The sequence below is a fragment of the Streptomyces flavotricini genome (genome assembly GCF_020639365.1).
In the GTDB taxonomy this organism is placed as follows: Bacteria; Actinomycetota; Actinomycetes; order Streptomycetales; family Streptomycetaceae; genus Streptomyces; species Streptomyces flavotricini.
This window is the reverse complement of sequence record NZ_JAINUL010000001.1, coordinates 1,212,499-1,234,578: the sequence shown is the minus strand read 5'-3', so window position 1 is coordinate 1,234,578 and position 22,080 is coordinate 1,212,499. Positions and strand designations below refer to the sequence as shown.

Below are 22,080 nucleotides of genomic sequence, written 5' to 3'. Positions count from 1 at the left end.
CGTTCCGGAAAATCGCTGGCCAGAGCCTCGTCCGCATTGCTTGGATGCCGGCATGAACACGGAGCTGCCGGACGGCTGCGAGCTGTCCACCGACCCCGCCCGGCTCGACGCCGGGCTGATCCACCGCTGGCTGTCGCAAGACGCGTACTGGGCCCTCGGCCGGAGCAGGGAGAAGCAGGACGAGGCCATCGCGCACTCCCTGAACTTCGGCGTCTACGACACGGCCTCGGGCGCCCAGCTCGGCTACGCCCGCGTGGTGACCGACCGGACCACCTTCGCCTGGCTGTGCGACGTGTACGTAGACCGCGCCGCACGAGGCAAGGGCCTGGGGACGAGCCTCGTCGCCGCGATCCGCGACCACCTGGCCCCGTACGGGCTGCGCCGGGTGATGCTCGCGACGGCCGACGCGCACGCCGTCTACGCCGCGGTGGGCTTCGAGCCCCTGGCGGACACGGAGAAGTGGATGCTGTTCGGCGAGCAGTAGCGCGGCGGTCGCGCTACGAGCGCTCTGCGTGCTCCCGGCGCTGCCAGCGGCGGCGGACCCACCGGCCTACCAGCGGCAGGGCCAGGAACACGGTCAGGGTCCAGGCCGCGGCGAACCCCCAGATCAGCGGGAGCGACACGGTGACCGAGGCCGCCACCAGCAGGGCCAGGGTCAGCGCGGCGAGGAGACAGGCGGCCAGGACGCGGTAGCGCGGACGGGTGTGCGCGGCGCGCAGGATCCGCTGCAGGGAGCGGTCCGCTTCGAGGTCGGCCTCGATCGCCGACAGGGCGCGCCGCTCGTGGTCGGACAGTCCGGCTCCGTCCATGGCGACCTCCATCGGCCGGCGTCGCCGGGCGGCGCGCACCACAGCCTCTGGCCTGCGAATACCCGACCAGGGGCGGCCCAACCCTCGCGGGCCGTCCCCTGGCTGTCGGGAGGAGGTCACCAGATGGAGTTGACCCACTCCGGGTGGTCGACAAACGGGTTCCGGTTGTGCTGGAACTGGTCGAATATGACCTGGTTGCGGCGCTGCTCGAAGGCGTCCGGCGGGTCCTGCTGGTTCCACTGCTTGAGCACGCTGATCCGGCCGATCGCCGGGGCGCTGCCGTTGTCGACCTTGTCGTTGACTTCCAGGTTCGCGAAGCCGTCGCCGCCGTCGTAGCGCACGGCCATGTAGAGCAGCATGCGCGCGACGTCACCCTTGACCGCGTCCCGCGGCTCGAAGGAGTTGGAGTCGGTGAAGCTGCCCGGGGCCTCGGCGACGGGGCTGCCGCCCATGTCGAAGTCCTTGTTGCCGCGGGTGCTGTTGACCGTGACGTCCTCCGGGCGCAGGTGGTGCAGGTCCGTGCCCGGGCCCGTGGCCGTGCCGAAGTCGCCGTGGCTCTTGGCCCAGACGTGCTCGCGGTTCCAGTCGTTGACGCCGCCGCCGTTGGTGGACTTGGACTGGGAGCGGCCGGAGTAGACGAGGATGACGTTGTTCGGGTTCGCGGGGTCCTGGTCGGTCACCTTCAGCGCGTTCCACACGCCTTCGTAGGTCACCTTGGACTGGGTCTTGATGATGTCGTGGAGCGCGGTCTTCAGCGCGGCTCCGGTCTTGCCCTCGGCGGCCGCGTAGTACGCGTCCACGGAAGCACCGGTGGTGGCGGCAGCGTCGGCGTGGGGAGCCGCCGTGCGCGGGGAGCCGGCCGACGCGGTGGCCGGAATGAGGGTCAGGGTCGCGACGGCGAGGCCGGCGATCCAGGGGGCGCGTGGGGAGATTTTCATGATGTGGGGGATACCTCTTCGCAGGCACCGCCCCCGCCACGGCAATTGGCGGGGTGTCAGGTGGCAGAGCCGAGGCTCACATTGTCATGTGCCCTACAGGTAAAATCCATGTGTCGGAAGGCCGGATTCTGACCCCGGCGGCCAATGGGCCGAACGGGTGAGTGCCCCTTGGCAGAACGCTCCGCCGCGGGCACGGTGGCGGGGGCCCCGGCCGGGGCCGTGGACCGTGTACACCGTGAACACCCCTATCGGGAGCAGCCCATGGCAGTGAAGATCCTCATCGTGACCGGCGACGCGGCGGAGTCGCTGGAGGTCCTCTACCCGTACCAGCGCCTGCTCGAGGAGGGGTACGAGGTCCACATCGCGGCGCCGGCGGTCAAGAAACTGCGGTTCGTGGTGCACGACTTCGAGGAGGGCTTCGACACCTACACGGAGAAGCCCGGCTACACCTGGCCCGCCGACGTGGCGTTCGCCGACGTGGTGCCCGAGGAGTACGCGGCCGTGGTCGTCCCGGGCGGCCGGGCGCCGGAGTACCTGCGCAACGATCCCGAGGTGCGGCGGATCCTGGCGGCCTTCACCGGCGCCGACAAGCCGGTCGCCCAGATCTGCCACGGCCCGCTGATCACGGCCGCGAGCGGCGCCCTGGAGGGCCGCCGGGTGACCGCGTACCCGGCGCTGGAACTCGACATGAAGGCCGCCGGGGCCGCGTACGAGGACTCCGAGGCGGTGGTCGACGGGACACTGGTCTCGGCCCGCGCCTGGCCCGACCACTCCGCCTGGATGCGGGAGTTCCTGAAGGTGCTGCGCGCCAAGGCCCCGCTGGCCTGACGCACGCGAGAGCCGACGAGGCCCTCGGCTCCGACCGATCGGAGCCGAGGGCCTGGGGTGCGATCGTCAGCTGCCCGTCGTGATCTGCGGGGCCGGCTCGTTCTTGTAGTTGGCCGGGCCGAAGTTCTTCTTCACCGCGGCGTCCCAGGAGCCGTCCTGGACCATCTTCCGCAGGGCGGCGTTGATCTTGGTCTGGAGGTCCTTGTTGCCCTTCTTGACGCCGATGCCGTAGTTCTCGTTGCTCAGGCTCAGCCCGACCAGCTTGAACTTGCCGGCGTTGGCCTTCTGGGCGGCGTACCCGGCCAGGATGGAGTTGTCGGTGGTGAGGGCGTCGACCAGGCCGTCCTGGAGCGCGACGACGCACTCCGAGTACCCGTCGAGCTCCAGGACGCTCGCCTTGGGGGCGAGCTTCTCCTTGACGTTCTGCGCCGAGGTGGAGCCGGTGACCGAGCAGAGCTTCTTGTTGTTGAGGTCCTCGGCCCTGGTGATCGTGGTGTCGTCGGCGCGGACCAGCAGGTCCTGGTGCGCGAGGAAGTACGGGCCGGCGAAGTCGACCTTCTCCTTGCGCTTCTCGTTGATCGAGTAGCTGGCCGCGACGAACTTGACCTCGTTGTACTGCAGCAGCAGCTCGCGGTCGGAGCTGTCGACCTTCTTGAACTCGATCTGCTCCGGCTTGTAGCCCAGCTCCTTGGCGATGTACGTCGAGACGTCCACGTCGAAACCGGAGAAGGTGCCGCCCTGCTCGCGCAGGCCGACGCCCGGCTGGTCGAACTTGATGCCGATCTCCAGGTTCCCCTTGGGGCCGCTGTCACCGCCGCACCCGGAGGCGGTCAGGGCGAGGCCGACCACTGCGACCAAAGCACCGGCCTTGGGAACCTTCATGCTGCACTCTTTCCTCAGGGCCGCGGGATGCGCTGCGGGGATCGCCGGCAGCGGGGGGAACCGCGGATTCGTACGAAGGCGTCAAGAAGCGTCGTGACGCGTGTACGAGGAAGCTAGGAAGGCGCCCGCCGCGGTGTCACTGCAATTGAGCAAAACTTGAGGTAACGATCCGGCGTGAGTGGCGTTTCTCCGGCGAATTGTGCAGTGAACGGGATAAAGGGGGCCGGGGGAGCGGCGAATACCGTACGGATGACCAGAAGCTCACTGCTATCGGACGAAGAGGTGCAGGTCCGCTTTGTCCGTACATTGCACATGCCTGCCTCCAGCCCGCGATCGTTCAAACTGGTGATCGAGTTCAAGTCTGCGGATGGGTATGATCTGCCGCAGCAAGGCCGTAGCGCAGAGGTCGTCGCGCCCACGCATCGAGCTGGAGGACGTCGGTTCGAATCCGACCGGTCTTGCGTCTTCTTCATGCTTTTCCCATGTCGTTGTGGACGCCGGGCACCGGCGAAGGACCGGTGGAGTGGTGATGACACAGCCGACACCCGTACGCTGCCCCGCGATCGAGCACCCCGACCTGCCGGTCGCCGACCCGGCCGGGCTCGACCCGCTGCTCGCGCGGCTCGCCGCGGAGCGGGCCGTCGAGGCCGACGAGACCTTCCCGATCGGAACCCTGCGCGCGGACGGCCGAGTCGACCTGTGCAAGCAGGGCCTCGGGCCGGCCGGCGCCGCCCGGGTGGCCGCCGTCGCCGCAGCATCCGGACACGCCCGGCACCTGCTCCTCGGCACCAACTCCATCGGCGACGAGGGCGCCCGCACGCTCGCCGGCGCCCTCACCGACGGGCACGGACTGCACACCCTCTACCTGGGCTGCAACCGCATCGGCCCCGACGGCGTGACCGCCCTCGCCGAAGCCCTCGCGGACGACACCGGCGTCAAAGCGCTGTGGCTCAAGCGCAATCCGGTCCTCGAAGACGGCGCCCGCACCCTCGCCGCCCTGCTGCGCCGCAACCGCGCCCTGCGCACCCTCGACCTGGTCAACACCGGCATCGGAACCGACGGCGTACGCCTCCTCCTCGACGCCCTGCGCACCCGCGAGACCCCGCTCGAACGCCTCTTCCTCGGCGGCAACGGCCTCACCGCCGAGGCCGCACCGCTGCTCGCGGCGCTCATCCGGGAGGCCGGGGTGCGCGAGCTGTACCTCCCCGCCAACCACCTCGGCGACGAAGGCACCGCGATCCTGGCCGCCGCCGCGGCCGCCGACCCCGCGCGGCCGGTCCGCCTCGGCCTCGGCGGCAACGGCATCGGCCCGGCCGGCGCCCGGGCCCTCGCCGACGCCCTCGGCGGGATCGAAGCCCTCGACCTCGGCCGGGCCATGTCCGAGCGCAGCCTCGGCTCCGCCGGCAACGGCACCGGGGACGAGGGTGCGTACGCCCTGGCCGCCGCCCTCCCCGGCAGCCCGCTGCGCCGCCTCGAACTGCGCCACACCGGGCTCACCGGCCGTGGCGCGAAGTGCCTGCTGGCCGCGGTGCCCGAGGACTCCCCGCTGGAATACGTGGGCCTCGGCCCCGGCCTGCCCCGCAAGGTGAAGCGGTCCTTCACCGCCCGCCTGCGGCCCGCCCGGCCCGCCCACCCCGACCTCGGCGCCATCGCGAGCGTGTACCGATGAACGCCCGCGCCGAACTGCCCGGAGGGTTCCTGGCAGAGGACGGCCCGGCCTGGCAGCGGATCCGCCGCCACGCCGTACCCGGCTGGATGATCGAGCGCGCCACCGCGCACCGGCTGGCCGGCGACTGGCGCGCGGCCTGCGCGGCCGCCGCCGTGGACGTCCGCCTCGACCTGCCCGGACTCGCCGCCCGCCACGGAGCGGCGGTGGCGGAAGCGGTGGAGGAGGACCTGCGCCACCTCGCTCCGGACCTGGTGCGCTGGCACCTGCCCCGGGTGCTGGGCGGCCGCACGACCATCGAGCCCGACGTACGCGTCCTGCTGGCCCGCTACGGAGCCGGCGCCGACGCGCCCGCGCTGTCGGTGACCACCGGCGCGATGATCGACGGCCCGCAGCGGTTGCGGCTGCACTGCGCGCCGGTGCACCCGGCCGAACTCGGCCGCGTCCACTCCGGAGCCGTCAACGAACCGCGCATCGAGGACTGGACCGCGGTCCGCCCGCTCTGGGACGCCCGGCACACCGCCGCACTGCGCGAACGCCACACCGGCGGCGCGGCCCGGCTCCCCTTCTTCCGCCCGGACGGCACCCCCGTGCCTCCCGGCGAGCTGCCCACCGCCGACCCCGGCCCGGCCGACCCGGCCGGGCACGCCGAGTGGACGGCCCTGCTGCACGCCCGCGGACAGTACGCCGAGGCGTACGGGGCCGCCGGCGTCGAACGGGACCTGACCGCGCCCCCGGAGGTCCCGCGGTACGGCCGCGTGGCGGAGCCCGAAACCGTCATGGGCTCTTCCACGATCGACCTGACACGGCTCGCGGCGGAAGTACGCCGTCTCGCCGCGACCGGTTCCGGCGAGAGGTTCCGGCTGCCCGTGCACTGGCGCGGCAACCTGCTGGTGGAACCCGCCGGCTCCGGTCCGGGCGACCGGCTCCGGGCCAGGGTGGCCGGCTGGGACGAGCTGAAGGACGTGCCGCGGCTGCCGCTGTTCGCCTGGAAGCGCCTCCCCGACCTCGAACTGGTCCGCACCGGCCGGATCACCCCGGACGAGCTCCATCCGCTCGTCACCGCCGCCCTGTTCCCCGCGGCGGGTCCCGCCGCCGGTCCGCCCGGCCCCGCCGAGGCCAGAGCCGTACGGGTGCGCTGCCGAGGCGAGTGGCACCAGGTCCGCTCCCAGGGCGGGGTGCTCGACCTGCTTCCGCACAGCCCCGAGGAGCAGCAACGCGAGCGCGCCATGCGGGCGTTCGGCGGAGCGATCCAGGGCTGCTTCGCCGTGCAGCAGACCTGGACCACCGGGGAGGGACGGCTGCCGCGCGCCCTGCGGGAGGAGCGCCGGGAGCTGTTCCTGCGCGCCCAGCACGGCGACACCCCCGGCGTGGTCGCGCTGCTCGACGCCGGCACGGACCCCCGGGTCCGCGACGCCCGCGGGCGCACCCTGCTGCACGAGCTGCACCTCCTCGACCACGAGGTGCTCCTGCCGCGGCTGCTGGCGGCGGGCCTGGACCTGGAGGCCCGGACCAAGACGGGACTCACCCCGCTCCAGCTCGCGGTCCAGTTCGGGGGCTCCGCGGAGCTGGTGCGGGCGTACCTCGCGGCCGGCAGCCGGATCGACGTCCTCGACGAGGCGGACCTGTCGCTGGGGCAGGTGGTCCGCCGCTACAAGCGCTCCGATCTGCGCTTCCTGCGCAGCCGGGTGGAGGAGGAGTTCCCGGACATCGGCTCCGAGTGGTTCGACGAGTACATGGAAGAGCGCGAGGCCGACGAGGAGCCCGGAGAGGCATGAGTACCGAGCCGCAGCCGCAGCCGCCGCGGGCCCTGGCGGCCGCCGACGCCCTGGGCGCCCGGCTCCGCGCCGCCCGCACCGAACCCGGGACCAACCCCCAACTCGAAGCACTGGCCCTGGCCGTGACGGCCAATCAGCCCGTCCTGCTGTGGGGCGAGCCGGGCATCGGCAAGTCCGCCGGCATGCAACAGCTCGCCACCGCCCTCGGTGTCGGGCTGGAGACCGTCATCGCCAGCGTCCACGAGCCCTCCGACTTCGCCGGGCTGCCCATCGTCGGGGACGACCCGGCGACCACCGGCGTGCCCATGGCCCCGCCGGACTGGGCGGTCCGCCTCGCTCGCACCGGCCACGGACTGCTGTTCTTCGACGAGCTGTCCTCCGCCCCGCCCGCCGTGCAGGCGGCCCTGCTGCGCGTGGTCCTGGAGCGCCGCATCGGCAGCCTCGTCCTGCCCGAGTCCGTACGGATCGTCGCCGCGGCCAATCCGCCCTCCAGTGCGGCCGACGGCTGGCACCTCAGCCCGCCGCTGGCCAACCGCTTCGTCCACCTCGACTGGACCCACGACCCGCGCACCGTGGCCCGCGGCCTCGCCGGCACCTGGCCCGAGGCGGCCATCCCGGCCGTCGACCCCGCCCGCGCCTCCGGTGCCGTCGCCCGCGCCCGCGGCGTGATCTCCGGCTTCCTGACCGCCCGGCCCGGCCTGGTCCACCACATGCCGAACGAGGCCGAGGGCCGCGGCCGTGCCTGGCCCTCCCCGCGCACGTGGGAGATGGCGCTGCGCCTGCTGGCCACCGGGTACGCGGCCGGCGCCGGCCGGGAGGCGCTGGCCGCCGCGCTCACCGGGGCCGTCGGGGACGCGGCCGGGATCGAGCTGCTCTCGTACCTGGAACACCTCGACCTGCCCGATCCGGACCGGGTCCTCGCCGACCCGGACGCCTTCGCCCTGCCCGAACGCGGCGACCGGCAGCTGGCCTTCCTCATCGCCGTGGTCGCCGCCGTCCAGGGCGAGCTCACCCGGCCGCGCTGGGAGGCCGGCTGGGCGGTCCTCGCCAAGGCGGTCGACGCGGGCGTGCCCGACGTGGCGGCGCGTGCGGCCACCGACCTGGCCGCCATGCGCGACCTGGACTGGCCGGTGCCCGCCGGGATCGACGCGTTCGTGGAACTGCTCCAGCTCTCGGGCGCCCTGCCGGGCGGCGGCTGACGGGCGGGGGAGCGTGCCCATCGACGGCCCGACGCGCGGCGCGCCCGAGGACGGAGCCCCCGCGGGGGTCCGCCTGGACCGGGCGAAGCTGCTGGCCGCCCGGTACAAGGCGGCCGAGGCCCGGCCGTACCTCGCCTCCGCCCTGTACGCGCTCACGGTGGTTCCCTCGGCCGGGGTTCCGACGATGGGCGTGGACCGGCACTGGCGCTGCTACGTCTCGCCCGCCTTCGTCGACGCGACGCCGGTCGCGGAACTGGCCGGGGTGTGGATCCACGAGGTGGCCCACCTGCTGCGCGACCACCACGCCCGCGCCGACCGGCTGCCGGCCGCCGACCAGCGCGACCACCGCCGCGTCAACATCGCCCAGGACTGCGAGATCAACGACGACCTGATCGCCGACGGGCTGGCGCTGCCCGAGGGGCGGATGGAGCCCCGGCTGTTCGGCCTCGCCGCCGGCGGGATGTTCGAGACGTACCTGTCCGCGATCCCCGCCACCCCGCCGCGCGCACCGGACTGCGGCTCGGGCGCCCACGGCACCGCGATGCCCTGGGAGCTGGGCGAGGCCGCGGGTCCCGCCAGGATCGGCGCGGTCGAGGCGGAGGCGCTGCGCCGGCAGACCGCCCAGGCCATGCGCGCCCACCAGAAGGCCCGGGGCAGGCTCCCGGGCGGCTGGCAGCGGTGGGCGCAGGAGCTGCTGGAGCCCACCGTCGACTGGCGCCGCGCACTGTCCGGGGCGGTACGGGAGGCCGCCGCCTGGGCGGGCGGGGCCGTGGACTACACCTACCGCCGCCCCTCGCGGCGCACTGCGGCGCTCGGCGGCCGCGTGGTGCTGCCGAGCCTGCGCCGGCCGCTGCCGCGGGTCGCGATCGTCGTCGACACCTCGGGGTCGATGGGCGAGGACGCGATCGCCGCCGCGCTCGGCGAGGTCACCGGCGTGCTGCGGGAGGTGGGGGTGCGCGGCAACCGGGTCGCCGTCCTGGCCTGTGACGCGGACGTGCACACCGTGTCCCGGGTGACGAGCACCGAGCAGGTGACCCTGGCCGGGGGCGGCGGCACCGACATGCGCGTCGGCATCCGCGCCGCGCTGGCGGCGCCGGACCGGCCGAACATCGTCGTCGTCCTGACCGACGGGTACACGCCGTGGCCGGACGAGACCCCCTCCTGCCGGCTGATCGCCGCGCTGATCGGGGCCGAGGCGCCGCGGCCGCCGGACTGGGTGGAGACCGTACGCGTCCTGCCCGGGGCCTGAGGGGCGGACGGTATCCGGCTCAAGTGGCCGGGAACGTACGCTCGTCCGGGCCGAACGGGCCGCCGCGTGACAGCATGGGCGGGCAACACCCGGCAAGCGGAGGGGGAGTTCGGTGAGCACTTCGACGAGCGGAGTACGCAAGAGCCTGGCCAAGGTGGAGATCGCGCTGCGGTGGGATCCGAGCCCCGCGGGCACGCCCGCCCACGACCTGGACATCATCGCGGCGGTGTACGGCGCCGCGGACCCCCACGGGGAGCCCGTCCACCTGGTGCACTTCGGCAGCCGCTCTCCCGACGGCACCATCACCTTGAACCGCGACAGCCACACCGGTCAGGGCTTCGGCTTCGACGAGGTGATGACCGTCGAACTGGACCGGATGGCACCCGCGTTGGGGCGGGTGGTGGTCGGCGTGGTCATCCAGGACACCGGGCAGCGGGGCGCCCGTACGAAGACCTTCGCGGCCATAGGCGGTACGGGGGTGCGGATCCGGGAGGGCTACGCCGACCTCGCGGTGAGCGACTTCGCGGGGGTCCCGGCCGCCACGGCGGCCACGATCGCGGAGTTCACGCGGGACGGTTCGGGGGTCTGGTCGCTGGACGCCGCAGTACGGGGCTTCGACGCGGACCCGGAGGAGTTCGCCCGGGCCATGGGCGCACCGCGCTCCTGAAGCGGAGCTCTGGTGCAGGACCGTGAAGTGAGGGCCCGAGGCGGGAGTCCGAGGTGCGGGCCCGAGGTGAAGGCCTGAGGCGAGCGCCGCAGGTGAGGCCGCACAGACCGGGCGGTGGTCACTCCCTCGAGTGAGTGACCACCGCCCCGTCCGGGTGGCGCGCTGCCGCCGTCCCCACGAGGCAGCGCGGGCGGGTCGCCGTCCGGTCATCGGTGACGGCGGCCCACCGGTTCAGGGGGTCTCGGCCCGGTGCGGGTCCGGGTCCGGGTCGGCCGGGGCGGGTACGCGTACGGGTACCAGGCCCAGAGCGGGGAGCAGGGCCGCGTCGACGAACCGCACCAGGTAGTCGGCGTCGGCGTACCGCCCCTCCAGCACCGGCCGGATGCGCATGACGCCCATCAGCTGCGCCGGCAGGAACTCCGTGGCCGGATGGTCCTCCGCGATCTCGCCGCGGGCCACGGCCCGCGCCACCATCGCGTCGAACGCGGCCAGCTCCGGCTCGACCAGCGCCTCGCGCAGCGCCGCCTGCAGCTCCTCGTCGCTCAGCACCGCGTGCCCGAGCGCCTGCGTGAGCCGGGTGTCGCGCCCCGAGTTGCCGGCCGCGATCCGGGCCGCCTCGCGCAGGTCGCCGGCGAGCGTCCCGGTGTCCACCCCGGCCAGGGTGCCCTGCCGGTGCGCGCGCAGCGCCGCCGCGACGAGCTGGGGCTTGGTCTTCCACTGCCGGTAGAGGGTCGACTTCCCGCAGCAGGCCCGGGCGGCGACGCCTTCCATGGTCAGCGCCTCGTACCCGTGCTCACGCAGCTGCTCCAGGACGGCGTCGTAGAACTCCTGCACCCGTTCCGGGGTGATCTTGGAGCGGCGCGCGGCAGGCGGCGTCGACGTCATGGTGAGCGGCTCTCCTCGGGGGCTCCGCAGGTGATGGTTCCTGGGGAAAGTGTACGGGAACGCGAGCGTATCGGTACACCTGCGTATCGATACGCGAATGTATCGATACACTGGCGTGTCGATGTCCGCGTACAGGCGGCGCGCGAGCACAGAGAAAAGGAAGCGGGGGAAATGAGCTCCCACACCACACCCGCAGGGCCGGCCGACGGCCCGGCAGCGAGTCCGAGGCGCCGACTCATACGCGAGCTGCTGCTCGTCGCGGGCCTGTTCGCCGTCTACAAGACCGGCCGGATGCTCTCCACCGACCGCACCGAAGAGGCGTTCCGCAACGCCGGCCGGATCTGGGACGCCGAGCGCACCCTGCACCTGCCGGGCGAGGGCGCGATCCAGCGGCTGCTCCTGCACGGGGACGCCCTCGTGCACACGGCGAACACCTACTACGCGGCCGTGCACTTCCCGGCGACCGTGCTCTTCCTGATCTGGCTGTACGTGCGCAGGCCCGGCCATTACCTCTGGGCCCGGCGCGTGCTCGCCGTCCTGACCGGCGCCGCCCTCGCGCTGCACCTCGCCTTCCCGCTCGCGCCGCCGCGCATGCTCGGCGCCGCGCACCTCGTGGACACCGCGCAGGTCTACGGGCCCTCGGTCTACCGGGCCGCGCCCGCCACCGACACCATGGCCAACCAGTTCGCCGCCATGCCCTCGCTGCACTTCGGATGGGCGCTGATGCTGGCGCTCGGCATGATCGCCGCCACCCGGTCCCGCTGGCGGGTGCTGTGGCTGCTGCACCCGCTGGTGACGCTGCTCGTGGTCGTCGGCACCGCCAACCACTACTGGCTCGACGCGATCGTGGCCACCGTGCTCCTCGGCGGGGCCCTGCTGGTGGTGCCGCGCCCGCGGGTCCGCGCCGGTTCGCTGCCCGTCGTACGGCACCTGCCGCGCCCGCAGCACGGTGGGCGGGCTGCGGCCCCCGCGGTGCGGGAGGCCCCGGCCGGGGCCGTGGGGGCCGGCCGGTGAACGCCACCCTCCTCGCCGTCCTGCTCTGCCTCGCCTCCGCCGTCGCGTACGCGGCCGCCGCCGTGGCCCAGGAGCGGCTCGCCCGCGCCGCCGTGGCCCGCAGCGCCGGAGCCCTGCTCGGCAACGGGGCCTGGTGGTGGTCGGCCGGGCTGAACGCCGGGGCCGCGCTGCTGCACGCGGCCGCCCTGCGCTACGGCCCGCTCACCCTGGTCCAGCCGCTCGGCGCGCTCACCCTCGTCGCCGCCGTCCCGCTGGGGGCGCACGGCGCCGGCCGCCGGGTCGCGGCCACCGAGTGGCGGGGCACCCTGGCCACCGTCGCCGGGCTCGGGCTGCTGCTGCTCCCGGCCTCCGGGCCGGCCCCCGACGACACGCTCACCCTGGCCGAAGCCCTCGCCGTGTCCGGGGCCACCATCGCCGCGATCACGCTGCTGACCGTACGGAGGGACGTGCGCTCGGGGCTGCGGCACGCGACGGCCTCCGGGCTGGCCTCCGCCGTGGCCTCCGCGCTGACCCAGACGGTGGCCGTCGCGGGCGGCCGCGGCGGGGCCCTGCTCAGCGTGCGGGTGGTGGCCGTCGGCCTGCTCGTGGTGGTGTTCGCGGTCGGCGGGATGCTCCTGTCGCAGCGGGCCTACCGGGGCGGGCTCGGGGCGCCGCTCGCCGTGGTGAACCTGGCCAACCCGCTGGCCGCGGCCGCCATCGGCATGATCCTGCTCGGCGAGCGCCTCCAGGGCGGCGCGGTGGGTCTCCTGCTCGCCGTGGCCGGCGCGCTCGCGGCGGCGCGCGGGGTGCTGCTGCTGACGCGGACGGCGCCCGGCGCGGAACCCGCGCCGGCGCCGGCCGCCGCATCCGTACCGGTGTCCGCGCCCGTACCGGTGTCCGCGCCCCTGCCCTCGATCGTGCCCGCGACAGTGCCCGCACTCGCGGCCGCACCCGCGTCCGCATCGGCACCCGCCCCCGGACCGGCGGCCGCCGCCCCGGTCAGCCGCGTACCGGCCTGAGACGGCCGAGAACCGTTTCGCCGGTGTTCGCGTCCTTCCTGACGAGAACGCGAACACCGACGTACGAGCGAAGCGGAGTGAACGACCATGGGGATCGTCAGCTGGATCGTCCTGGGGCTGCTGGCCGGCTTCATAGCCAAGGTCCTGCTGCCCGGCCGCGACCCCGGCGGGCTGATCGGAACCACCCTCATCGGCATCGCCGGCGCCTTCATCGGCGGCTGGCTCTCCGCGAAGTTCCTGGACAAGCCGATCGGCCACGACTTCTACGACCCCGCCACCTGGGGCTCCGCGATCGCGGGCTCGCTGGTCCTGCTCATCGGATACCGCATCCTCTTCGGCAACTCCCGGGACTGAGAGGCAGGTCCAAGCGCCTTCGGGGCCGCCGATCAGGCTCGTGCCGCACGGCGTGAAGTACGAGCTGCGAGGAGCCCCGAGACCCATGCACGTCACCCCTGCCAGTCCCGTCACCCCCGTTCCCACGAGTGACCTGTACGACGAACACGGCGAGGCCCTGGCCCTCTGCACCACGCAGTTCCGCCAGTTCGGCGGGCGGCGCCTGTTCGCCGGCCCGGTGCGGACGGTCAGCTGCCACGAGGACAACGCGCTGCTGCGCGCGCTGGTCAACACGCCGGGCGGGGGCGCGGTCCTCGTCATGGACGGCGGCGGCTCCCTGCGCACGGCCCTCACCGGAGACCTCATCGCCGGAGCGGCGCAGCGCAACGGCTGGGCCGGCCTGATCGTCAACGGAGCGGTCCGCGACAGCGTGGCGCTCGGCGGACTCGACCTCGGCGTCAAGGCGCTCGGCACGGTCCCGCGCAAGAGCGGCAAGACGGGCGCGGGCACGGTGGACGTGCCGGTCACCATCGGCGAAGTGACGTTCCGCCCGGGGGACACCGTCCACGCGGACGACGACGGTACGGTCATCGTCCCCACCGCCTGACGCGGTCACGAGGGGCGAGATTCGGCCAGGGGCGGGCCGGGGCCCCTGGTGCCAGGTCCGTGGGGCGGGATTCACTGCGGGGCCATGACACGACACAGGATCACGGGCCTGCTCGGCGCGCTCGCGCTCGCCGCGGGCACCCTGGCCGGCGCCGCGGGACCCGCGGCGGCCGCCGACCCGACCGGGCGTGAGAGCGGGGTACACGGCGCCGCCGCCGAGCCGCCCGCCGAGTTCGGGACCGACTGGCACGACCCCCTCACCGCTGCCCCGCCCGTCGCCAGGCCCGCGACCCGGTCATGCGAGGTGACCGTCGCCGAGGCCCAGTTCCGCGACTACACCCCTTACGTCGGGAACTACGCGCCCCCGGCCGCGTGCGGCGGGACCTGGGCCAAGGTCGTCCTGCGCCTCGACGGCAAGGTCAAGGGCCGCCAGTACGACCGCCTCGGCCACCTCTCCCTCGGCGGCGTCGAAATCCTGCGCACCTCCACCCCCGAGCCCTCGCCCGACGGCATCACCTGGTCCGTCGAGAAGGACGTCACCCGCTACCGCGACACCCTGAGCAAGCCGCAGCCCGTCGAGATGCTGATCGGCAACTTCGTCGACGGCACCTACACCGGCGTCATCGACGTCAAGGTCACCCTCACCTTCTACGCCGCGGACCGGGACCGGCACGTCCCCGCCCCCGACACCCCCGACCGCGTCCTGCCGCTCACCACTCCCTCGGTCACCACCCCGCGCAACACCGAGCGGCTCCTCGCCGAGGTGTACGCCACCGGCTCCGGCGGCGGCTGCGAGGAGTACTGGTACATGACCACCCCCGACGCCGCCCCGTACTCCTGCAAGGCCGCCGACGGCCCGTACCGCGAGGTCCGGATCTCCGTCGACGGACAGCTCGCCGGCATCGCCGCACCCTTCCCGACCGTGTGGACCGGCGGCTGGTCGAACCCCTTCCTCTGGTACGTCACCCCGGCGCCCCGCGCCTTCGACGTCCAGCCGGTCCTCTACGACCTCACCCCGTACGCCGCCCTCCTGAACGACGGCCGCCCGCACCGGATCGAGGTGTCCGTCGCCGGGGTCCCGGCCGGGCAGAGCGGCTGGAGCACCCCGACGAACCTGCTCCTCTGGCAGGACGAGGGCCGGGCCGTCGTCACCGGCTCCCTCACCCGCCACGAGGAGGGCGAACCGGCCAACTCCACGCGCTGGACGCCCGCCGCACCCGGAACGCCCGCCGCCCAGCACCGCCTCGACACCGAGGGCGGCCACCGGCTCACCGTCACCGGCAGGCTCGACACCTCCCACGGCCGGGTCACCACCACCGTCACCCGCGCCGTGCGCAACACCTCCGCGCACCGCTGGACGGAGGGCGAGAACCAGGACGCCCTGACCGCGACCTGGACCGACGAGGAGAGCGTCACCCGAGGCTCCACCACCGTCCGCACCGCACGCACGTACACGATGGACGGCGAGACGACCCTCGGCACCGGGGACCGGCTGCGCACCGTCATCGCACTCGGCGACCGCGCCGAGACGAGCACCCTGCGCGGCGGCCGCACCGTGGACCGGACCCGCCTCGACGACCGGTACACGGGCGACGCGAGCTACACGGCGAACGTCCCGCGCGAGCAGCGGCACGCCGTCGGCACCAGCTCCGAGCGCTACCAGCTGTACGGCTCGGAGCCCGGGCGCGGCTGCTACGACCGCACCCTGTCCACTGCCCAGGGCACCGTGACGGTGGACCGCCGACGCTGCTGACACTGCCTGCGCCTACGATGACCGGCCATGGACATGAGTGAGGCCGACAGACAGCCGGTCGACGGCCGCTTCGAACTGATCGCGCCGCTGGGCGCCGGCGGCATGGGCACGGTGTGGCGCGCCCGCGACATCGCACTGCACCGCGACGTCGCCCTGAAAGAGGTGCGCCCGCCGGACCCGGCGACCGCCGCCGCCCAGCCCGGACTCACCGTCCAGCTGCGCGAGCGCGCCATCCGCGAGGCCCGCGCGCTGGCCCGGCTGGCGCACCCGCACGTGGTGACGATCCACCACATCGTCGAGCCCGCCGCCGGCACGGACGGACATCCGTGGATCGTGATGGAGCTGGTCAAGGGCGGCTCCCTGCACGACAGGCTGGAGTCGGGGCCGATGCCCGTCGCCGACGTGCTGCGGCTCGGCCTCGACGTGCTGTCCGCGCTGCGGGCCGCCCACGCCGAAGGGGTGCTCCACCGCGATGTGAAGCCGGCCAACGTGCTGCTGCGCCCCGACGGCTCCGCCGTGCTGACCGACTTCGGCATCGCGGCCCTGCACGACTCGACGGCCCTCACGTCCACCGGCGTGCTCATCGGCTCGCCGGAGTACATCGCCCCGGAGCGGGCGCGCGGTGAGGAGGGCCTGGCGGCCTCCGACCTCTGGTCGCTCGGCATGCTGCTCTACGTGGCCTCGGAGGGATCCCATCCGCTGCGCCGGGCCACCACCCTGGCCACGGTCGTCGCCGTGCTCGACGAGCCGATCCCGGCTCCCGTGCGCTCCGGTCCGCTGGGGCCCGTACTGGAACGGCTGCTCGTACGGGACCTTTCCGTACGGCCCGACGCGGCGCAGCTGGAACAACTGCTCCGGGACGCGAGCAGTGCTCTCGCGAGCGGCGCCTCGCCGACCGCTCCGCCGGCCGCCTCGCCGACGGTGCTGGGCCAGTACGGGCCGCCGACCCCGCCGCCGGGCATCGGCCTCGCAGCCGGAGCCGGCCGGACACGGCCCGTGCAGCCGCAGATCCCGCAGCCCTACGCGCCCTCGGCGCCGTTCACCCCCGGCGGCGGCTCCCCGTACTCGGTCACCACGCCCGTCCCGGCGCCGTCCGCCCCGCGCCGCCGGCCAGTGCTGCTCGCCGCGGTCCTCGTGCTGATCCTGGCCGGCGGCGTGATCGGGTTCGTCAAGTGGTTCCCCGATTCGGACTCCGGTGCCAAGGGCGGCGGCGAGGCGAAGGGCGGCAGCAGCACGGCCGGCGCCGGCCCCTCGACGCCCCGCCCGCAGCAGAGCCTCCCCAAGTCGGTCGGCAGCCAGGCCAGTGCGCCCAAGGGCAGCCTGCTCACCCCCGCCAACGTGCGCACCGCGATCGAGGCCTTGAAGCAGAAGACGGGCACCACCCAGTTCGTGGAGATGAACATATACGAGGAGTACGTGCTCGCGTCCATCCCCACCGCACCCGGAGCCAAGACCTACGACCGCTACCAGTACCGCGACGGCGAGGCGAAGCGCACCGGTCCCGGCAGCACCATCAAGGCCGACGAGCCGCTGATCGACATGGCGACCGTCAACTGGGACGCCCTGCCCGGCCTCCTCGACACTGCCAAGCAGGAACTGGGCGTGGCCAACCCGACCTCGCGCTACGTCATCGTCGAACCCTGGCTCCTCGACGGAACCCCGTCCATGCGGCCCTACCTCACCGACGAGTACGGCCAGGGCGGCTACGTGTACGCCGACACCCAGGGCAAGGTGAAGAAGGTCTACCGCTCCTGACATCGTGTATCCGCACGGGTGCCGTACGCACGCCGCATGCACGTACCGCGCGCACGGCGCACGTACGGCCCTTCACGGTTCGACTCGGGGAGTACCACCACCATGCCCAGCTGGCGCACCACCCTCACCGCCGCCGGTGTCACCGGCCCCCGGCTGCGCGAGGACTTCACCTACGTCGCCCGCCGGGTCCTGCGCCGCGAGCCGGCCCCGTACGTGACGCTGCGGCTGCTCGCCGCGCCGCCGCTGGTGCCCTGGCTGACGGCGGGGGTGGGCTTCATGAACCTCGTCGACGACGTGGCCGAGACCGGCACCCCGCAGGAACGTTCCGCCGGTCTGGTCGCGCTCACCGGGCAGGTGGAAGCGGCCCTGGAGACCGGTGACAGCCCCGACCCGCTGCTGCGCGCGTACGCCCACGCCGTCGCCACCCGCGGGCTGCCCGCGCACTGGGTCTCCCGGTTCCTGGAAGGCGCCGCCACCGCCGAGGCCTGCTTCGACGGCTTCGACACCGAGGAGGACTTCCAGGCCTACCTCGACGCCTACGCCTGGCCCGGGGTGCTGGTCTTCACCGGACTCCAGTACCAGGGCGGCCCCGACGAGGAACAGGCCGCCGCATGGCGGCGGTTCGTGGACGCCGCCCAGCGGGTCGACTTCCTGGCGGACCTCGCCGGGGACCTCGCGGACGGCCGGCTGTGCCTGCCGCGCGCCCGCCTCGCCGAACACTCCGTCACCCGGGCCGACCTCGAACAGGCCCGCGACACCGCGGCCGTACGCGCGCTCCTCGCCGACGAGACCCACCGCGCCCGGAGCGCCCTCGACGCCACCCGGGGCATCCTCGACCTCGTCGAGCCGGGCCTGCGCCCCGTGATCGCCGCGATGACGGAGCTGATGGGACACCAGCTGACCGCCGTGGAACGGGCCGGCGTCCGGGCGCTGCGCAAGGACGTCGGCTACGGCCTGGCCGCCCCCGTCCGCACCCTGCTGCGCGCCCGCGCCGGGCGCTGAGGGGAGGCCCGCAGGCCTCCACCGATCCGTCGGCCGTGACATTTGTACCGGTGGGGTCCGTACATGCGGATCTGCCGGGGGACCCGCCCCGATTCGTAGCGTGGTGGGCATGACGCAGACGCCACAGACCGTCCGGACCGCACGGACCGTCCGGACGACCCGGACCGCGCCGCCGGCGCACGACGAGCCCGCGATCCGGTTCCGGCACGCGGCCAAGTCCTTCGGAGCCGTCCGCGCCGTGGCCGGCATCGACCTCGACGTCCGGCCCGGCGAGACGGTCGCCCTGCTCGGCCGCAACGGCGCCGGCAAGTCCACCGCCATCGGCCTGCTGCTCGGCCTCGAGGAACCCGACGCGGGCACCGTACGGCTCTTCGGCGAGACCCCCGACCGGGCGGTCCGGGCCGGCCGGGTGGGCGCCATGCTCCAGGAGGGGCGTGCCGTACCGCGGATCACCGTGCGCGAGCTCGTCGCCTTCGTGGCCCGCACCTACCCGGCCCCCATGCCCGTCGCCGAGGCGCTGGAACTCGCCGGACTCACCGAGCTCGCCGGCCGCCGCATCGACCGGCTCTCCGGCGGCCAGGCCCAGCGCGTCCGCTTCGCCGTCGCCCTCGCCGGGAACCCGGAGCTCATCGTGCTGGACGAGCCGACAGCCGCCCTCGACGTGGAGGCCCGCCGCGCCTTCTGGGAATCCATGCGCGGCTACGCCCGGCGCGGCAACACCGTCCTGTTCTCCACCCACTACCTGGAAGAGGCCGACGCCCACGCCGACCGCATCGTGGTCGTCGACGCGGGCCGGATCGTCGCCGACGGCACCGGGGACCAGCTGCGCCGGGCCGCCGGCGGGTCGCTGGTCTGCGTCGACCTGGCCGGGCGCCCCACCGAGGGGCTCGGCGAACTGCCCGGTGTGGTCTCCGTGGAGGTACGGGCAGACCGCGCGCGGCTGCGCACGGAGGACCCGGACGCGACGGTCGTCGCGCTCGCCGGCCTCGGCGCCGTCCGCGGGATCGAGGTCACCGCGGCCTCGCTGGACGACGCCTTCCTCGCCCTCACCGACGGCCACACCCACACCTTCTCCGCGGGGAGCGCCCGATGATCACCGCCTACGTCCGCCTGGAAGTCCGCCGGACCCTGCGCGACACCTCCTTCGTCGTCTTCGGCATCGGCATGCCGGTGCTCATGTACCTGCTCTTCACCAACCTCGGCGCCGACGCCGACACCGGCGGCTGGAAGACGGCCTCCATGGTGGCCATGGCCGCGTACGGGGCGCTGGGCGCGGCCCTGGGGACCGGGACCGGCGTCGCCGAGGACAAGGGCATCGGCTGGCTGCGGCAGCTGCGGGTCACCCCGATGACCCCCCGCCAGGTGGTGATCGGCCGTGCCCTGACCGGCTCGGTGACGGTGCTGCCCGCCGCGGCCGCCGTGCTCGCGGCCGGCGCGCTCGTCAACGGGGTCCGGCTGGAGGCCTGGGAGTGGGCCGCCGTCGCGCTCGCCCTGTGGCTCGGCGCGCTCCCCTTCACCCTGCTCGGCATCGGCAACGGGTACCGGCTCACCGCCCAGACCACCGGCGTGGTCAACGTCGGGTGCAGCCTCGCGCTCTCCATCGTCGGCGGACTCTGGTTCCCGACCGAGCTGTTCCCGCACTGGCTGCGCTCCCTGTCGGGCTTCACCCCCACGCGCCGCTTCGCCGAGATCGGGCAGTCCCTCGCCGCCGGGGCGGCCCCCGGCCCGGCCGCGGTCGCCGTGCTCGCGGCATGGGCCCTGCTGTTCGGCTCGTACGCGGTGCTCTCGTACCGTCGGTCGGCGAGGACGGCGTAACGCGTGAAGCGGGGAACCGGAGTGAAGATGCAGGAATGGCGCCGGGGCCGGGCGGCCCGGAAGGCCGACTGGGCTGTTCGCAAAGCCGAATGGCGGGCGGCGCAGAAGCGCCGCAGGAAGAGCGGCGAGGACCCGGACCACGGCTGCGGCCCGATGGCCCCGTCGAACGCCTTCGCGCTGCTGCCGTGGCTGCTGCTGGGCATGGGGGCCATCTCCAACGTCATCAAGGGGGAGACCCCCAACCCCTGGATCGGCGCCCTGGGCCTGCTGCTCTTCAACTCCCTCTACATCACGCTGGTGTTCCGCGCCTTCGACCGGCGGGCCCGGGAGGCCGCGAGCACCCGCTGGTGCCTGGCCGCCCTCGGCGCGGTCACCTGCGCCCTCGCCCTGGCGTACGGGGGCAACTGGCTGCTGTTCTTCCCGCTGTGGGGCCTGGCCACCGGCGCGGTGATCCGGGGACGCCTGCTCGGCCCGGTGATGTTCGTCGTCACCGCCCTCGCCGGGGCGATCGCCGGACTCGACGAGGGCTGGGACACCCTCGGCATCGCCTACGGGACGCTCGTGTCCGGCATGGTCACCGCGGCCATCCTCGCCCTCTCCGAGACGGTCAAGGAACTGCGCGAGACGCGGCAGGAGCTGGCGAGGGCCGCCGTGGACCAGGAGCGGCTGCGCTTCTCCCGCGATCTGCACGACCTGCTCGGCCACACCCTGTCGGTGATCGTCGTGAAATCGGAGGCCGCCCGCAGGATCGCCCCGCGGGACATGGACGCGGCCCTCGGCCAGATCGCCGACATCGAGTCGGTCGGCCGCCAGGCGCTCACCGAAATCCGGGAGGCCGTCACCGGATACCGCGAGACCAGCCTCGCCGCCGAGCTCGACCGGGCCCGCGGGGCGCTGACCGCCGCGGGGATCGAGCCGGTCGTACGGCAGTCGGGGCACCCGCTGCCCCCGCAGGCGGCGGCGCTGCTGGGCTGGGTGGTGCGCGAGGCCGTCACCAACGCCATTCGCCACAGCGGTGCGACCACCTGCGAGATCGAGGTGCGGAGCACGGCGGAACGGGTCCGCCTGGTGATCAACGACAACGGGAACGGCGTAGGCTCGTCCACGCCGGGCAGTGGACTGACCGGCCTGACCGAACGGCTCGCCGCGGCGGGCGGCACTCTCGTCGGCGGCCCGGCCCCCGGCCCGGGACGCGGGTTCCGGGTCACGGCCGAGCTCCCGGTGGAGAATCCGGAGACCGCGGAGAACGAGGAGAGTCGATGATCAAGGTCCTGCTCGCGGAGGACCAGGGCATGATGCGCGGCGCGCTGGCCCTGTTGCTCGGGCTGGAGGAGGACATCGAGGTCGTGGCGCAGGTCGGCGCCGGGGACGAGATCGTGCCCGCCGCGATCGAGGCGCGGCCGGACGTGGCCCTGCTCGACATCGAACTCCCGGGCTGCAGCGGTCTCGACGCCGCCGCCGAGCTGCGCACGCGCGTTCCGGACTGCCGGGTGCTGATCCTGACCACCTTCGGGCGCCCCGGCTACCTGCGCCGGGCGATGGAGGCGGGAGCCGCCGGATTCCTGGTCAAGGACGGGCCGGTGGAGGAACTGGCCGCCGCGGTACGCCGGGTGCTCGCCGGGGAGACGGTGATCGATCCCGCACTCGCCGCTGCCGCGCTCAGCGCGGGCCCGAATCCGCTGACCGCGCGCGAGACCGACGTACTGGGCGCGGCGGTCGACGGGGCGACCGTGGCCGACATCGCGGCCAGGGTCCATCTGTCGGAGTCGACGGTACGGAACTACCTGTCGTCCGCCATCGGCAAGACGGGCACCCGCAACCGCATGGAGGCCGTCCGCGCGGCCCGCCGCCAGGGCTGGCTCTAGACCGTGTCCTTCGGATCGGGCCGGGCCCGACGTGGTGC

At 73.9% G+C, this 22,080-nt stretch carries 22 protein-coding genes and 1 pseudogene; 19 read left to right on the top strand and 4 right to left on the bottom strand.

Annotated elements, in window-relative coordinates; translation table 11 throughout:
• The first annotated feature begins 52 nt into the window (after positions 1-52).
• On the top strand, positions 53-484 hold the full coding sequence (locus K7B10_RS05905; RefSeq protein ID WP_229334877.1) for a GNAT family N-acetyltransferase: 432 nt from the start codon (positions 53-55) through the stop codon (positions 482-484).
• A 13-nt stretch (positions 485-497) separates the two neighbouring features.
• On the opposite strand, the gene K7B10_RS05900 is transcribed toward K7B10_RS05905, so the two are convergent.
• Both K7B10_RS05900 and K7B10_RS05895 read right to left on the bottom strand, forming a co-directional pair.
• Entirely contained in the window at positions 498-809 is a 312-nt protein-coding gene (locus K7B10_RS05900; RefSeq protein WP_229334876.1) for a DUF3040 domain-containing protein, read from the bottom strand.
• Positions 810-925: 116 nt separating this feature from the next.
• The gene (locus K7B10_RS05895) at positions 926-1,747 is read right to left on the bottom strand and encodes an endonuclease I family protein (protein ID WP_229334875.1); all 822 of its coding nucleotides are present in this window, start codon (positions 1,745-1,747) and stop codon (positions 926-928) included.
• Between the two features lie 261 nt (positions 1,748-2,008).
• Here K7B10_RS05895 and K7B10_RS05890 point away from each other — a divergent pair, with 261 nt between their 5' ends.
• Positions 2,009-2,575 carry a DJ-1/PfpI family protein gene (locus K7B10_RS05890; RefSeq protein WP_229334874.1) on the top strand — a complete coding sequence of 189 codons (567 nt, stop codon included), beginning with the start codon at positions 2,009-2,011 and terminating at the stop codon, positions 2,573-2,575.
• Between the two features lie 66 nt (positions 2,576-2,641).
• Here the strand turns inward: K7B10_RS05890 and K7B10_RS05885 are convergent, their stop codons facing one another.
• Positions 2,642-3,457, bottom strand: a complete 816-nt coding sequence (locus K7B10_RS05885; RefSeq protein ID WP_229334873.1) for a glutamate ABC transporter substrate-binding protein — start codon at positions 3,455-3,457, stop codon at positions 2,642-2,644.
• A gap of 388 nt (positions 3,458-3,845) precedes the next feature.
• Between K7B10_RS05885 and K7B10_RS05880 the strand changes: the two are divergent.
• The 6 genes and pseudogenes from K7B10_RS05880 (at position 3,846) to K7B10_RS05855 (ending at position 10,016) form a co-directional block, all read left to right on the top strand.
• A pseudogene (locus K7B10_RS05880) lies at positions 3,846-3,918 on the top strand.
• Between the two features lie 68 nt (positions 3,919-3,986).
• On the top strand, positions 3,987-5,126 hold the full coding sequence (locus K7B10_RS05875) for a leucine-rich repeat domain-containing protein (protein ID WP_229334872.1): 1,140 nt from the start codon (positions 3,987-3,989) through the stop codon (positions 5,124-5,126).
• Positions 5,123-6,901, top strand: a complete 1,779-nt coding sequence (locus K7B10_RS05870; RefSeq protein WP_229334871.1) for an ankyrin repeat domain-containing protein — start codon at positions 5,123-5,125, stop codon at positions 6,899-6,901. Before K7B10_RS05875 ends, K7B10_RS05870 begins: the two co-directional genes overlap by 4 nt.
• Positions 6,898-8,100, top strand: a complete 1,203-nt coding sequence (locus K7B10_RS05865; RefSeq protein ID WP_229334870.1) for an AAA family ATPase — start codon at positions 6,898-6,900, stop codon at positions 8,098-8,100. The genes K7B10_RS05870 and K7B10_RS05865 overlap by 4 nt, the downstream gene beginning before the upstream one ends.
• A 13-nt stretch (positions 8,101-8,113) precedes the next feature.
• Positions 8,114-9,349, top strand: a complete 1,236-nt coding sequence (locus tag K7B10_RS05860; protein WP_372481375.1) for a vWA domain-containing protein — start codon at positions 8,114-8,116, stop codon at positions 9,347-9,349.
• 112 nt (positions 9,350-9,461) lie between these two features.
• Complete coding sequence (locus K7B10_RS05855) at positions 9,462-10,016, top strand: TerD family protein (RefSeq protein WP_229334869.1); 555 nt, start codon at positions 9,462-9,464, stop codon at positions 10,014-10,016.
• A 231-nt stretch (positions 10,017-10,247) separates the two neighbouring features.
• On the opposite strand, the gene K7B10_RS05850 is transcribed toward K7B10_RS05855, so the two are convergent.
• Positions 10,248-10,901, bottom strand: coding sequence for a TetR/AcrR family transcriptional regulator (locus K7B10_RS05850; protein ID WP_229334868.1), 654 nt, complete (start codon positions 10,899-10,901; stop codon positions 10,248-10,250).
• A 171-nt stretch (positions 10,902-11,072) separates the two neighbouring features.
• On the opposite strand from K7B10_RS05850, the gene K7B10_RS05845 reads away from it, so the two are divergent.
• From K7B10_RS05845 to K7B10_RS05795, 11 genes are all read left to right on the top strand, one after another.
• Positions 11,073-11,915, top strand: coding sequence for a phosphatase PAP2 family protein (locus tag K7B10_RS05845; protein ID WP_229334867.1), 843 nt, complete (start codon positions 11,073-11,075; stop codon positions 11,913-11,915).
• Complete coding sequence (locus K7B10_RS05840; protein ID WP_229334866.1) at positions 11,912-12,913, top strand: hypothetical protein; 1,002 nt, start codon at positions 11,912-11,914, stop codon at positions 12,911-12,913. The genes K7B10_RS05845 and K7B10_RS05840 overlap by 4 nt, the downstream gene beginning before the upstream one ends.
• An 87-nt stretch (positions 12,914-13,000) precedes the next feature.
• Entirely contained in the window at positions 13,001-13,267 is a 267-nt protein-coding gene (locus K7B10_RS05835) for a GlsB/YeaQ/YmgE family stress response membrane protein (RefSeq protein WP_030154099.1), read from the top strand.
• A gap of 85 nt (positions 13,268-13,352) precedes the next feature.
• Positions 13,353-13,853 carry a ribonuclease E activity regulator RraA gene (gene rraA / locus K7B10_RS05830; protein ID WP_229334865.1) on the top strand — a complete coding sequence of 167 codons (501 nt, stop codon included), beginning with the start codon at positions 13,353-13,355 and terminating at the stop codon, positions 13,851-13,853.
• Between the two features lie 84 nt (positions 13,854-13,937).
• The gene (locus K7B10_RS05825) at positions 13,938-15,605 is read left to right on the top strand and encodes a peptide-N4-asparagine amidase (protein ID WP_229334864.1); all 1,668 of its coding nucleotides are present in this window, start codon (positions 13,938-13,940) and stop codon (positions 15,603-15,605) included.
• 27 nt (positions 15,606-15,632) lie between these two features.
• Positions 15,633-17,360, top strand: a complete 1,728-nt coding sequence (locus K7B10_RS05820; protein ID WP_229334863.1) for a serine/threonine-protein kinase — start codon at positions 15,633-15,635, stop codon at positions 17,358-17,360.
• Positions 17,361-17,462: 102 nt separating this feature from the next.
• Positions 17,463-18,362 (top strand): squalene/phytoene synthase family protein, encoded by a 900-nt coding sequence (locus K7B10_RS05815; RefSeq protein ID WP_229334862.1) that lies wholly within the window; start codon positions 17,463-17,465, stop codon positions 18,360-18,362.
• Between the two features lie 109 nt (positions 18,363-18,471).
• Positions 18,472-19,455, top strand: a complete 984-nt coding sequence (locus tag K7B10_RS05810; protein ID WP_267501340.1) for an ABC transporter ATP-binding protein — start codon at positions 18,472-18,474, stop codon at positions 19,453-19,455.
• Positions 19,452-20,177 carry an ABC transporter permease gene (locus K7B10_RS05805; RefSeq protein WP_267501339.1) on the top strand — a complete coding sequence of 242 codons (726 nt, stop codon included), beginning with the start codon at positions 19,452-19,454 and terminating at the stop codon, positions 20,175-20,177. The genes K7B10_RS05810 and K7B10_RS05805 overlap by 4 nt, the downstream gene beginning before the upstream one ends.
• A 27-nt stretch (positions 20,178-20,204) precedes the next feature.
• Positions 20,205-21,440, top strand: coding sequence for a sensor histidine kinase (locus K7B10_RS05800; RefSeq protein WP_229344794.1), 1,236 nt, complete (start codon positions 20,205-20,207; stop codon positions 21,438-21,440).
• On the top strand, positions 21,437-22,042 hold the full coding sequence (locus K7B10_RS05795; RefSeq protein ID WP_229334861.1) for a response regulator transcription factor: 606 nt from the start codon (positions 21,437-21,439) through the stop codon (positions 22,040-22,042). Before K7B10_RS05800 ends, K7B10_RS05795 begins: the two co-directional genes overlap by 4 nt.
• Positions 22,043-22,080 lie beyond the last annotated feature (38 nt).